Origin of the sequence: Desulfonatronovibrio magnus, from assembly GCF_000934755.1 — a bacterium.
GTDB lineage: Bacteria > Desulfobacterota > Desulfovibrionia > Desulfovibrionales > Desulfonatronovibrionaceae > Desulfonatronovibrio > Desulfonatronovibrio magnus.
Window position 1 is genome coordinate 108,746 of record NZ_JYNP01000015.1, and the last position, 12,866, is coordinate 121,611.

Genomic DNA, 12,866 nt, shown 5'->3' on the forward strand with positions numbered 1-12,866 from the left:
GCCAACGTCATAATGGCTTGAAATCCTCAGCAAGTCCCACTATTGTAATTTTATGCTTATCAGCCAGCCTTGCAGCCTTATCACGATCAAAAAAAAGACTCTTACCAGCTTCATAGGCCAGACAGCGCGCACCTGCCTTTATCATGGTTTCAATGGTTGCGAGCCCCATGGCAGGCAGGTCAATGCGATTATCCTGATCAGGCTTGAATGTTTTGATTACAGTGAAACCTTCTTTTATCAATGATCCTGCACGCAGTATGGTCGCGTCTGTGCCCTCAATGGCCTCCACCGCTATTACGGCTTTTTCTCTGACCACAATGCACTGTCCGATGTCTAAGGCTCCAATCTGTCTAACAATGGGCCATCCAAAATGAATATCCTCCCACTCTCTATCATCAGGCTTGCGCTTAGTGAGGTTGCCGGCGGGTGCTTGCAGTTGCGGGGTATATTGCAGAGCGGAAACAACTTTGAATCCTTCTGCCTCCAGTTCATTGATGACTGCTGTGAGTAGAGCGTTGTCATTGCGGCTGGATAATTTGAATAGCAGCTTGAGTGCTTTCATATCAGGACGCAGGCTCAGGGCTCTTGGCTTGTTTACAGGTCCGGCAAAAACTATTTCCCGCACATGCTGATCACGCATAAAGGATATAAGTCTGCCAAGCTGTCCCAGCTTAATCCATTTCATGGCATGAGCAAGTTCACTGATGGCCGGATCTGTATCATTATCAAACCCGATAACGGCCACCCGCATCCCCTTGTCAAGAGCACCTTTTGCAACAATAAATGGAAATTGCCCTCCTCCTGCTACAATGCCAAGAGTATTATCCTTCGGCATTATTTTCCTCAGAACGCTCCTTTGAGATAATACCGCGTGAAGTTGATTCAATAAATTGCACGAACTTGTCTATAGCTTGAAATCCCGAGCACTCCTGTCGAATTTTTTCAAGAGCTTCTGATCTCTTTGCGCCGTTGGCCCAGATGATATGAAAGGCCTTTTTTATCGCTGCTATTTCCTTGCGATGAAACCCTGCCCTGCGCATGCCGATAAGGTTGGGTCCATAAGTTCTGGCACGTTCGCCTGCAGCAAGAATATAAGGAGGTACGTCCTGGGCAACTCCGCTTTTTCCACCTATAAATGCAAATTCACCGATACGCACAAACTGATGTACAGCGCATAACCCGCCAATAACCGCATTGCGGCCGAGATGAACATGACCGGCCAGCGTAGCCCCATTGGCCATGATAACGTGGTCTTCAAGAACACAATCATGGGCGACGTGGCAGTAAGCCATCAGAAAACAATTGGAACCTATGGTGGTGACTCCCGTACCCCCGGGGGTACCGCGGTTTAGAGTGCTGTACTCCCGAATTTTGTTGTTATCCCCGATTTTAAGCCAGGTTTCTTCACCCTGATATTTTATATCCTGGGGCCCCTCTCCAATACAGGCATAGGAGTAAATATGATTGTTTTTTCCCAGAGAAGTATAATTTTTAATTTGGGCAAAAGCATCCACCCGGGTTCCATCACCCAGCATGGTGTTGCCTTCAATAATAACGTACGGTCCAATATCAACGTTATCACCCAGCCTGCAATCTGGATCAATAATGGCTGTTGGATGAATATGACTTCCCATCAGCCATCTTCCCTGTCAACAATTGCTGCTGAAAATATACCTTGAGCAGCCACTTTATCTTCAACAAAGGCTTTAGCCTCCATTTTCCATAAATTCATTTTGTGCTGTCCGTACTCCACTTCGATTATCAACTGATCGCCTGGAAACACAGGACGTCGAAATCTGACTTTATCCAGACCGGCAAAAAGAAAAATTTTACCATCCATTTTATCCTTGATGCTTTTTATGACCATAATCCCGCCGGTTTGGGCCATGGATTCCAGGATAAGAACACCAGGCATAACCGGATACATGGGGAAGTGCCCCTGAAAATGAGGTTCGTTCAAGGTTATATTTTTTACGGCCCTGATAAATTTAAAAGGCTCAAAGTCAAGCACCCTGTCCACCAGCAAAAAAGGATAGCGGTGGGGCAAAAGGTCCAGTATATCCTTACTTACAATCTCTCCCTGCACTGGAGGCTTCACTTGCTTTCTCCTTGTTTGAGTTGTTCCTGCATAGCCTTCATCTGATTTTCTAACTGTTTAATGCGCTTAAATGCCTGAGGAAGTTTGGGCATTAGCACGGCATTTTTTAAAAAAGTGGTATGATTCATGGCCGGTATCCCTCCACAATCTGTTTCCGGGGGAATATCCTTGCCCACCCCGGACTTGGCAGCAACACGGGACTTTCGACCAATTTTCAGGTGCCCAGCAACACCTGCCTGGCCCCCTAAGATAACGTGATCTTCCAGTATGGAGCTTCCTGAGATGCCAACCTGAGAGACCAGAACGCTATGCTCACCCACCTGGACATTGTGCGCCACCTGCACAAGGTTATCAATTTTCACCCCCTGTCCAATAACTGTTCTGCCAAGAGTTGCTCTGTCAATAGTGGTGTTGGCCCCTATCTCTACATCATTTTCAATAACAACATTACCAAGCTGAGGTATTTTTTTTCTGCCCTGGGGTGTTTCCACAAATCCAAAACCGTCAGAGCCAATAACAGCTCCGGAATGAACTATAACCCTGTCTCCAATGGAGCATCCTGCCATTATACTTACGTTGGGATAAATCACACAATCGCTGCCCACAGAAACATTCTCGCCAATGTACACAAAAGGAAAAACAAGCGTACCTGAGCCAATACTCGCCCCGGAACCAATAAAAGCCATGGGATGAATATTTGCTGAAGCATGAATATTAGCAGACGGATGTATACAGGCAGCATCTCTGGCATCCTGAGCAAAGCCCTGGGGTACGGCAAATATCTGCATAACTCTTGCGAAATCCAGATAAGGATTCTGGCTGATCAAGGCAATCTTTACTTTGTGAGCGTGTTCAGGTTCAACCAGTACGCAACCTGCCCGAGTAGTCTTGAGCATGGGGATATATTTGGGGTTGGCCAGAAAAGAAATCTGATCCGGGCCTGCCTCTTCCAGAGTGCTGACCCCTTTAATCTCCATATCCTGGCCTGTCAGCTCCAAGCCTAATTGAGATGCGATTTCAGATAGCAGCATTGTTGAACCTTAATTTTTTGCTTCCCAGGCTTTATTCAGCTCTTCAATAAGAGTATCGGTCAAATTTAAGGCATCACTGGCATAAATGATGCCGCTGCCCTGAGCATCAAAAATCATAGTATAGTTGTTGGCTGCACCGTATTCATTTATGACATCAAAGAGCAAATCTATGATGGGATCCGACAGTGCCTGCTCTTCCTGCTGCATTCTTGCCTGGTAACCCTGAAACATTTCCTGGAACTCTCTTACTTTGCGGCGAAGCTCGGTTTCAAGGTCCTCCTGAGCGTCCTGACTAAGCACCAGACTTTGTTTTTCCATTTCTTCACGCATTTCTTCAAGCTTTGCCCGCTCCTGGTCAAGCTCTGCCCGCATATCCTCAAACCTTTTGGACAGCTTATTTAGAGCTTCTTCACCCGGCTTGGATGTTTCAAGCACTCTTTGCACTTCCACATATGCAAACTTTTCTGCTGCCGCAGCATTACAAAACAGAAGCAGCATGGCTGATAAAATAATGATTGTTTTTCTCATCTGTTAATACTCCTCGTACATTGAGAATTTAGTGTCTTATTCTTTAATCCCTGCCATCAATAACATGAAAACCAGATGTTCTGCGTTTTCCACCTTCAGCCTTCAGCCTCCAGCCTTCAGCCTTCAGTCTTCAGTTTTCACCCTAAAAAATATGCCCCATACTGAACTCAACCTTACTTTCTCTTTTGCCATAAAGTCTGTCCAGACCGTAACCATACTCAACCCTTAAAGGCCCTAATGGTGAATACCAGCGTATTCCAGCCCCAATGCTTTTATAAAGATCAAAGTCTACTTTCTCACCTTTATCCCAGACTTCACCTGCATCAAAGAAAGTCACTCCCATGAGCCCCAGTTCTTCGTTAAGTGGGAAGATGATTTCAAAGTTGGTAAAAAAGTGTTTATCTCCGCCTTTTACCTCATTGTCTTCATATCTTGGAGCAATCTTTCTGGCAGAATAACCACGCACACTATTGATTCCACCAAGGGCAAAGAGTTCAAAGTTTGGTATGTCCTCACTGGTATTTTTCATAATATAGCCAGCCTGAGCCCTCCAGTGAAATACAGTCCGCCAGAAAAGAGGACGGTAATAATCTGTTCTGTAGACATATTTGATAAAATTATCATCTCCACCAATAATACCGCCTGCATATTCAGCAGAAAGTGTGTTGATCGTACCTCTGGTTGGGTTGATGCGCCGGTCAGTAGTATCCCGTGTGGCTGCGACATAAGCAGCACTGGACCAGTTATCGCCTTCAAGATCAACTATATCCCGGTGTGCTCTGCTGGACAGGTTACTGATAGTATACTTGTCTAACCGGTAATGCCAGAACAATGTTGTATATTCTCCAAGGGGGTATGAAAAACGCAACCTGCCGCCCCTGGTCTCCTTGTCATAAGTAAAAAATTCATCATCAATCCAGTATAGATTTGTTCCCAGCCCAAGGTTGCTGTCCCTGAAGTAAGGATTCCAGAACCCGAGATCAAAGCTGGTCGTCCTTCTGCCAAATGACCCTGAAAAACTTAAGTCATAGGCCTTTCCAAAAAGGTTGCGCTGCTGAATCATGCCTGTGAAAAAAATACGGTCATAGGATGAGTAGCCGGCACCGGCGGAGAGAATGCCGGTTGGCTGCTCCTGGACCCTGACCACAAGATCAATTTCATCCGGGCTGGCAGTCTGCACTGGTTCAATCTCTACTGATTCAAAAAAGTCTAACCGATTCAGCCTTTCATTGGAACGGCGCAAATGCGTTCCGCTGAATAGATCTCCGTCTGAAAGCCGCATTTCTCTGCGGATAACGTTGTCTCTTGTTCTGTGGTTGCCTTCTATGCTGACTCTGCGAATATATATCTTGCGATTTTTTTCCAAATAATATGTAACATTGACCAGCCTGTTTTCCCGATCAATATCCATCTCCACATCAGCGTCAGCAAACGCATAGCCGAAGTCAGTATAAAAATCAGCAAGACTGTTCATGTCTTCACGCATGATGGAGCGGTTGAAATAATCTTCACTCGCTGAAAGATCATCCATTTGAATAACCTCAAACAGCTCATCAATGCTGACCAGGAGGTCTCCTGCAAAGTGGACTTCACCTGTTCTGTATCTGGGGCCTTCTTCCACAAAAAAAGTAAGGTATATGCCGTCTTCCTGAAAATCAACTTGAGGTTGTCCAACCCTGGCATCAATAAAGCCCTGGTTGGCATAGTGAGCTTCAATGGCAGCCGCATCTCGGTCTAACAACTCTTCGCGCAATACGCCGCGTCCGGTTAGCCATGAAAACGGGCCGCGCCTCTTGGTGGCCATTTCTTTGCGCAATTCACGCTGACTGATATTTTCTGCGCCCAGTATTTCGATGCCCTGAATAAACAGGCGGTTACCTTCGTCAATACGAATATTGAGGTTGGCTCTTCGATCATCAACAGAAGCTACAACATAATCCACGCTGGCGTTGTAATAGCCCTTACCTCGATAAAGCTCCCTGATCCTGGCCAGGTCCTGACTGATTATCCCCGGATTTACCACAGACCCTGTTCTTGTAGTCAGAGCTTCCCGCACATCCTTTTCTCTAATTTTTTCTGCACCCTGAATATTAATATTTTGAATAAGAGGTTTTTCTTCCACGATAATCATCAGTTCTTTGCCTTGAGGAGTATCATTGACCTCAAATCGGACATCATCGAAATATCCAAGCTCAAAGATCCTTCTCAGCTCGTCATTAAGGATTGCGGGATCAAAAATATCTCCTTCCTGCACCCTGAGCCGGATCAATATAACATCCGGATCAAGTGTCCTGACGCCCTGAACATCAATGGAGGCTATGCGATCCTCCCTGATCAGCTCCTGCTGGATCCGATCAGCCAGATCCTCCACAGCAGGCAGGATATTGATCACCCCCTGCTTGACAATATAAAATGGTACTGTCTCCTTTTCGCCAAACCCGTCAACAAGTCGCGCATCTAAGCTGATAAACTCATCCACCAGGCTGAAGCTCCCATAGACAGCATATCTGCTTTCCACGGTTAGAGCCAGCCTTGCTGAAGACTGAATATCAAGATGTCTGATTTCATCTCTGGCAATGATACTTGTAAGACGCTCAAAATCAGCTGTATTAATTCCCCGATCAGACAAAGCATTCATAAGCATGGTGGGAAGCCCGGTATCAAGGTAGTCAAAATCAGACGGAGCATTGATTTCAAAAGGGAGAACTGCGACACTGTCAGAAGCTGAGGATTTGCCTGGAAGAATCAGCACGAATGCTGTAAAAATAAAAAGACTGATTACGCCTGTAGCCAATGCATGTAAGTTTTTTTTATAAAGCATTTAGTTTACCTGCTTTAAGTTCGTAGTTGAGGTTCATGCTTGAAGCAAGCTCTAAGTTGTGAGTCACAACCACCAAGGTCATATCAAGTTCCTGATTGAGTTTAAGAAGCAGACTTCCAATCTCCTGTCCCTTGTTCTGATCAAGATTTCCTGTTGGTTCATCTGCAAGAAGCACCCTGGGCTTAGTCATGACAGCCCTGGCAATAGCTGCGCGCTGGCTCTCACCCCCGGATAAAGTAGTGACGTTATGATGGATTCTATCCTTCAAACCTACCTGCTCCAGAGCATTTTCCGCCAATCCAGCGGCCTGCTTCTTATCCATTCCACTCAGCATAACTGGCATGGCTACGTTTTCAATAGTAGTGAACTCCGGAAGCAGGTGATGGAACTGAAAAATAAAACTTATATGTTCCCTTCTCAGTGCAGCCTTCTGCTCCGGTGAAGCTATTGTGAGATCCACGTCACCAAAAAACACCTTGCCTGAAGTAACGTTGTCCAGAGCACCGAGGATGTGCAGCAAAGTACTTTTACCTGACCCTGAAGCACCAAGTATGGCAATAGAGTCTCCGGAATCTATGGTCAAGTCCACATTCTTAAGAACGTCAATGGACTCGGAAGCCTGTATAAAAGTTTTGCAGACATTGTCCAGCTTGTAGGCATGGGTACTCAAAATAATTCGCTCCGCATCAGTCATACCGCAGCGCATCTGCAGGATTCAGGTTTGATGCTTTGCGGGCCGGGTATATGGTAGCCAGAAAGCACAAAAACAAAGCCGCCACCGCAATGGTTACCAGATCTAAGGTCTGATGCAGCACTGGAAGATGGTCAAGGTAATAGACATCTGCAGGCAAACGAATAAACTGATATTCCTTCAATAAATAACTTATGCCCAAACCAAAGAAGAAACCTGATGCAGTGCCTACAATGCCGATCATCATACCCAGTATGGTAAATATCCTGCGGATAACAGATCTTGTTGCCCCCATGGACATAAGCACAGCAATATCCCGGGTTTTTTCCATGACCAGCATGACCAGTGCGGTTACTATGCTGAATGATCCAACCAGAACAATCATTACCAGGATTATGCCCATGGCTATTTTTTCAAGCTTCAGAGCCGCAAAGAGGTTCTGATTCATCTCCATCCAGTTGCGGACGTAGAAAGGATAACCACCAAGATAGTCTTCAATTCTCTGAGCAACTTCATGAGCCCGGTCCACATTGTGGACACGAATTTCCAGCCCCGTAACTCTGTCCTGACGCGCTCCGAGTATTTCCTGGGCTGCGCTGATGGAGGTATAGGCAAACGAGCTGTCATATTCATACATTCCGGTTCTGAATATTCCTCGCACCTGAAAAATACTCACCTGTGGTGTGAATCCTGCGGCTGAACCTGTACCTGAAGGAGAAAGCAGATTGACCTGATCTCCGGTAGCAACCCCGAGTCCTGAAGCAAGCTCATGCCCGATTATTATTCCTTGAAAGTCCTCATTATCCTGGAGCCGGTCAATACTGCCCACAACCATCTCTCGATCCAGTCCAAGTACATCAGATGCGCTTTCAGGGTCAATACCCCTGAGCACAACTCCCTTTACTCCCCCCGGTGCACTGAGCATGACTTCCGTATAAATAAAAGGGGCTGCCCCTCTAACCCCTTGAATGCCGGAAATTTCCCTGGCCAGCTCTGCATACTCAGAAATCCCGCCTGTATAGTGACCTGCAATAACATGGGCGTTAATTCCAAGGATTTTGTCGCGTAAGTTCTGGCTGAAGCCATTCATCACGCCAAGGACGATAATCAAAGATGCGACACCCAGCGCAACTCCCAGGATGGAAATCAGGGATATGACCGAAATAAAGGCCTGTTTTCTTTTGGCCCTCAGGTATCTCAGGGCGATAAACAGCTCAAAACTCATCAGGAACCTGTTACCTCAGGGCGCAGCAGAGGAAAAAGAATAACTTCTCGAATGGATGATGAATCAGTAAAAAGCATGACCAGACGGTCAATACCGATACCCTGCCCACCTGCCGGGGGCATGGCGTACTCCAGAGCTCTGACGTAATCCTCGTCCATAAAGTGCGCCTCATCATCTCCTGCTTCTTTTTCCCTCACCTGTTCTTCAAATCTTTCTTTCTGATCAACAGGATCATTGAGTTCTGAAAAAGCATTGGCAATCTCCCGGCCGGTAATAAAAAGCTCAAACCTGTCGGTTACCGTTGGATCATCTTCATTTTTACGCGACAAGGGCGAGATATCAGTTGGGTAATGATAGATAAAATGAGGCTGCACTAATTTTGGCTCTACCAGGATATCAAACAGCTTGGCCTGGATTTTACCCAGTTTCTCTCCGGTCTGGACATTTTCCCCGAGCTTTTTAACCAGAGCTCCTGCCTTTTCCTTGTCCTTATAGATTTCACTGCTTAAGCCGCCAATGGTTTCCAGAGATTCGTAAAAGGACATCTTGGTCCAGGGCGGGGTAAGATCAATCTGATTGTTCTGGTAGGTAATGATCGTAGTGTTAAACATGCTTTGCGCCAGGGTGGAAAACATCTCCTCAGTAAGAACCATCAGGTCCTTGAAGTCGGAATAAGCCCAGTAAAACTCCAGCATGGTAAATTCAGGGTTGTGCTGGGTGGAGATGCCTTCATTGCGGAAGTTGCGGTTGATCTCATAAACTTTTTCAAAACCTCCCACCAGCAGCCTTTTCAGGTAAAGCTCAGGGGCTACTCTAAGATAGAGACGCATGTCTAAGGCGTTATGATGAGTCTTGAAAGGCTTGGCAGTAGCTCCACCTGGTATGGCCTGCATCATGGGGGTTTCAACCTCCATAAAACCTTTGGAGTCCAGAAAATTTCTGATGTGGCGGATTATCCTGGTCCGGACAGTGAATATCCTTCTGGCCCCGGGATTGACCAGCAGATCAACATATCTTTGCCTGTACCTGGTTTCCACATCTTTCAGTCCATGATACTTTTCCGGCAGAGGGCGAAAGGATTTGGACAATAGCTGGAGATATTCTGCCTTGATGGTCAGTTCCCCGGTTTTGGTTCTGAAAAGTCCGCCCCTGACCCCGGCTATATCACCAATATCAAATTTCTTAAACAGTTGATACTGCTCCCTGCCCAGCACATCGCGCTGAACAAAAACCTGAATTCTTTCTGTATGGTCCTGAATATGAATGAAGGTGACCTTTCCAAAAGATCGCAAAGCCATGATACGCCCGGCCACACTGAAATTTTCTGAACATTCTTCAAGTTCTTCTGCGCTGCGCTGCCCAAAATTTTCTATTATGAGCTCTATATCAGTATCCTTGCGAAAATCATTAGGAAAAAGAGGAACCTGGTTCTCTGTAAGAAATTCGGCCTTTTGCCGTCTATGCTGAATAACCTGACTTTCGCTTGGCTCGTTTTGTTTCTGTTTGTTCAACTTGGGGTTCCTTAATATTGTCTGATATTCTTAGTAATTTAACACTTCAATCCTATACAAGAGCATAAATGTCTAAGCTCCAAATTCTTCACCCTTCAGCCCTAAGCCTTCAGCCTGACAAATCCAGGTATACCCTTAGCTGGACGACACTTGTTTCAGTTGGGTTGTGGGCAAAGGCCGCATTAAAATTTGTCTCTGCAGCAATTTCCAACTGCAGTTAAAAACCAGCCTGACATTCAGGTAAACATACTCAACTATTAAATTTTGTTAAGAACGTCAAGAATAGGACACAGTTAGAAAAGCCATATGTAGCCATATTTGACTTTCGTATGTCGGAGCATATTCAGGATTTCTAAAGCCATGGCAGACGCAGTATAAAGCATGATGTCCGGGCATGTTCTGATGTATTGAGCAATCATTAAGGCAATATTGCTATCTGTCTGAAAAATATGGACTGAGCAAGAGTTCATCATCCCTTCCATAAGTAAAATTTTATATAATTTAGAATAAGCTCTTGACAATATTTCGTTATCTGATAGAAATGTACAATGATTGTCATTCGATGGAATTGATTGTTCGTAACAGTTTACTCTTTTTTAAGGAAAGCAGGGGGCAGATACTCATAGCCACGCTTGACCATCAACCGATGTTTCAAGATTGTCATTCTTGAGACAAGCTAGTCCCTGAGGTATCTGCTCTCATCCACATGCACAATTTTAAGCTGTTACGATTGTTCATTATTTTCAGGCTTCAAAAAAAGGCTCGTCCATGCGCTGGCCTGAGCACATTCACAAGTCTTTTTTGCTGCTGATTTTTACTAAAACCCGAGCAAGCACAGGTTGATTTATGGAAAAAATCCAATTGAAGAATGTATGTAAAATATTTGGGGATCATCCCAAGAAAGCTCTAAGCATGCTGGAACAAGGCAAGAACAAGGATGAGATACAGGCCAAAACCGGATGCGTGGTTGGCGTCAACAAAGCCTCCTTTCATGTTGAAGAGGGAGAAATTGTTGTTGTTATGGGCTTGTCAGGCAGTGGAAAGTCTACTCTTGTCAGGTGTATCAACAGACTCTTTGAGCCCACTGCAGGTGAAGTTATTGTGGATGGACAGGATGTGAGGAAGCTGAACAAGGAACAGTTGCGCCAGTTCAGAAGAGAAAAATTCGGTATGGTTTTTCAGAACTTTGCTCTGTTTCCTCACAGAACTGTTATTCATAATGTGGAATTTGGTCTTGAAATTCAAGGCGCTGACCAAACCGTCAGGCGCAAAAAGTCAGAAAAGTCTCTTGAGCTCGTAGGTCTTGGAGGCTGGGGAGAAAAATATCCTTCTGAATTATCTGGAGGGATGCAGCAAAGAGTTGGACTCGCTCGTGCCCTGGCCCTTGATCCCGACATTTTGCTAATGGATGAGGCTTTCAGCGCACTCGACCCTTTGATCAGGCGTGACATGCAGGACGAACTTATATCCCTGCAGCAGACTATGCGCAAAACCATAGTATTTATCAGCCATGATCTTGATGAAGCTCTCAAACTGGGTGATCGCATCGTTCTCATGAAGGACGGCGCGGTTGTCCAGATAGGCACACCTGAAGACATCCTTACCAAACCTTCCAATGACTATGTAGCCAAGTTTGTGGAAGAAGTGGATATCACCAAGGTCTTAACTGCTGAATCTATAATGAAAAAGTCTCAGGATGTAGCCTATATAGGAACTGACGGGCCGAGAGCTGCAATGCGCAAAATGAAAAACAATGCCATAGCATCTCTTTTTGTTCTTGATAAGAGCAATATAATTAAAGGCATTGTCTTTGCCGATGAGGTCGCCAAACTTATCGAAAAGGGCGAGAAAAGCCTGGAACCAGTCATTAATAAAGATATTCAGACAGTTACCCCCGAAACTCCTGCTTCAGACCTTTTTGCTGTCATGCAGGGGATTTCATATCCTGTTGCTGTTGTCGATGAAAATAACAAGCTCAAAGGCATCATTGTCAAAGGCCTGCTTATGGCGGCCATAGCTGAGCGGGGAGGAGATATATGAGTTTTCAACTTCCAAGAATCCCTTTGGGAGATATGATAGAATCCGTACTGGATTTTCTGGTAAACAATCTGGCATTTGCCACCAAGGCATTTTCAGCTGTAGCGGATCAGGGCATCAGGGTTATGGAAACCGCTATGATGGCTGTTCATCCTATTCTTATGATCATTATCATAACTGCTCTGGTATTTTACCTCACCAGACAAAGAGGGGTAACAGTTTTTACCTTTCTCGGGCTCGGGCTCATCTGGAACCTGGGTTTGTGGTCAGCTACAGTAAGTACAATATCTCTGGTTCTCGTGGCAACACTCATAGCAATATCCATTGGCATACCCATTGGCATATTCTGTGCGCTAAATAATAATGCCTTTAGAGTTGTTCGCCCCATACTGGATTTTATGCAGACCCTTCCAGCCTTTGTCTATCTTATTCCGGCTATTCCCTTTTTCGGGCTGGGCCGGGTTGCAGCAATATTTGCCACAGTTATTTTTTCCATGCCCCCAGCCATAAGATTTACAACTCTGGGTATAAAACAGGTCCCCAAAGAACTTGTGGAGTGCGCTGATGCTTTTGGTGCTGACCGGTGGCAGAAACTTTTTAAAATTCAGCTCCCTCTTGCCAAAACTACGATTATGGGTGGAGTGAACCAGACCATTATGCTGGCGCTGTCCATGGTTGTTATTGCGGCCATGATCGGGGCCCGTGGTTTGGGAGGTGAAGTCTGGAGGGCTATCCAGCGCCTTCAGCCTGGAGCCGGCTTTGAAGCAGGCATAGGCATTGTTATTGTGGCCATTATCCTGGATAGAGTTTTGCAGAAACTTGCCAAACAGTAACTATTCACAACAATTAACCGTGTATACTTTGGCATATGTACTGAAGTGCCCAAAGAGTTACACAAATGTAAATCTATTAACCTAACCAAAA

Annotated in this window: 11 protein-coding genes; 2 read left to right on the forward strand and 9 right to left on the reverse strand. The window is 45.4% G+C overall.

The annotated features are described in order from the left end of the window. Positions 1-7: 7 nt before the first annotated feature. From LZ23_RS01490 to lysS, 9 genes are all read right to left on the reverse strand, one after another. Positions 8-835 carry an LpxI family protein gene (locus tag LZ23_RS01490; protein WP_045210951.1) on the reverse strand — a complete coding sequence of 276 codons (828 nt, stop codon included), beginning with the start codon at positions 833-835 and terminating at the stop codon, positions 8-10. Continuing rightward, positions 822-1,634 (reverse strand): acyl-ACP--UDP-N-acetylglucosamine O-acyltransferase, encoded by an 813-nt coding sequence (gene lpxA, locus LZ23_RS01495; RefSeq protein WP_045210953.1) that lies wholly within the window; start codon positions 1,632-1,634, stop codon positions 822-824. Before lpxA ends, LZ23_RS01490 begins: the two co-directional genes overlap by 14 nt. Continuing rightward, positions 1,634-2,098 carry a 3-hydroxyacyl-ACP dehydratase FabZ gene (gene fabZ / locus LZ23_RS01500; protein ID WP_232300353.1) on the reverse strand — a complete coding sequence of 155 codons (465 nt, stop codon included), beginning with the start codon at positions 2,096-2,098 and terminating at the stop codon, positions 1,634-1,636. The genes lpxA and fabZ overlap by 1 nt, the downstream gene beginning before the upstream one ends. Further along, positions 2,095-3,129 carry a UDP-3-O-(3-hydroxymyristoyl)glucosamine N-acyltransferase gene (gene lpxD, locus LZ23_RS01505; protein ID WP_045210955.1) on the reverse strand — a complete coding sequence of 345 codons (1,035 nt, stop codon included), beginning with the start codon at positions 3,127-3,129 and terminating at the stop codon, positions 2,095-2,097. Before lpxD ends, fabZ begins: the two co-directional genes overlap by 4 nt. 9 nt (positions 3,130-3,138) lie before the next feature. Continuing rightward, on the reverse strand, positions 3,139-3,657 hold the full coding sequence (locus LZ23_RS01510; protein ID WP_045210956.1) for an OmpH/Skp family outer membrane protein: 519 nt from the start codon (positions 3,655-3,657) through the stop codon (positions 3,139-3,141). A 142-nt stretch (positions 3,658-3,799) separates the two neighbouring features. Then, positions 3,800-6,478 carry an outer membrane protein assembly factor BamA gene (gene bamA / locus LZ23_RS01515; protein ID WP_052507021.1) on the reverse strand — a complete coding sequence of 893 codons (2,679 nt, stop codon included), beginning with the start codon at positions 6,476-6,478 and terminating at the stop codon, positions 3,800-3,802. After that, positions 6,468-7,172 (reverse strand): ABC transporter ATP-binding protein, encoded by a 705-nt coding sequence (locus LZ23_RS01520; protein WP_045210958.1) that lies wholly within the window; start codon positions 7,170-7,172, stop codon positions 6,468-6,470. Before LZ23_RS01520 ends, bamA begins: the two co-directional genes overlap by 11 nt. Further along, positions 7,165-8,394: a lipoprotein-releasing ABC transporter permease subunit gene (locus LZ23_RS01525; protein ID WP_045210959.1), complete on the reverse strand. Its 1,230-nt coding sequence runs from the start codon at positions 8,392-8,394 to the stop codon at positions 7,165-7,167. Before LZ23_RS01525 ends, LZ23_RS01520 begins: the two co-directional genes overlap by 8 nt. Then, complete coding sequence (gene lysS, locus LZ23_RS01530) at positions 8,394-9,905, reverse strand: lysine--tRNA ligase (protein ID WP_045210961.1); 1,512 nt, start codon at positions 9,903-9,905, stop codon at positions 8,394-8,396. Before lysS ends, LZ23_RS01525 begins: the two co-directional genes overlap by 1 nt. An 846-nt stretch (positions 9,906-10,751) precedes the next feature. Here lysS and LZ23_RS01535 point away from each other — a divergent pair. Together LZ23_RS01535 and LZ23_RS01540 are read left to right on the forward strand one after the other, a co-directional pair. Then, the gene (locus LZ23_RS01535) at positions 10,752-11,945 is read left to right on the forward strand and encodes a quaternary amine ABC transporter ATP-binding protein (RefSeq protein WP_045210963.1); all 1,194 of its coding nucleotides are present in this window, start codon (positions 10,752-10,754) and stop codon (positions 11,943-11,945) included. Then, entirely contained in the window at positions 11,942-12,775 is an 834-nt protein-coding gene (locus LZ23_RS01540; protein WP_045210964.1) for an ABC transporter permease, read from the forward strand. Before LZ23_RS01535 ends, LZ23_RS01540 begins: the two co-directional genes overlap by 4 nt. The last annotated feature ends 91 nt before the right edge of the window (positions 12,776-12,866 follow it).

Excerpts from the sequence above, each read along its gene's own strand:
- LZ23_RS01490 (WP_045210951.1), bottom strand. The coding sequence starts at position 835 with ATGCCGAAGGATAATACTCTTGGCATTGTAGCAGGAGGAGGGCAATTT.
- lpxA (WP_045210953.1), bottom strand. The coding sequence starts at position 1,634 with ATGGGAAGTCATATTCATCCAACAGCCATTATTGATCCAGATTGCAGG.
- lpxD (WP_045210955.1), bottom strand. The coding sequence starts at position 3,129 with ATGCTGCTATCTGAAATCGCATCTCAATTAGGCTTGGAGCTGACAGGC.
- LZ23_RS01510 (WP_045210956.1), bottom strand. The coding sequence starts at position 3,657 with ATGAGAAAAACAATCATTATTTTATCAGCCATGCTGCTTCTGTTTTGT.
- bamA (WP_052507021.1), bottom strand. The coding sequence starts at position 6,478 with ATGCTTTATAAAAAAAACTTACATGCATTGGCTACAGGCGTAATCAGT.
- LZ23_RS01520 (WP_045210958.1), bottom strand. The coding sequence starts at position 7,172 with ATGACTGATGCGGAGCGAATTATTTTGAGTACCCATGCCTACAAGCTG.
- LZ23_RS01525 (WP_045210959.1), bottom strand. The coding sequence starts at position 8,394 with ATGAGTTTTGAGCTGTTTATCGCCCTGAGATACCTGAGGGCCAAAAGA.
- LZ23_RS01535 (WP_045210963.1), top strand. The coding sequence starts at position 10,752 with ATGGAAAAAATCCAATTGAAGAATGTATGTAAAATATTTGGGGATCAT.
- LZ23_RS01540 (WP_045210964.1), top strand. The coding sequence starts at position 11,942 with ATGAGTTTTCAACTTCCAAGAATCCCTTTGGGAGATATGATAGAATCC.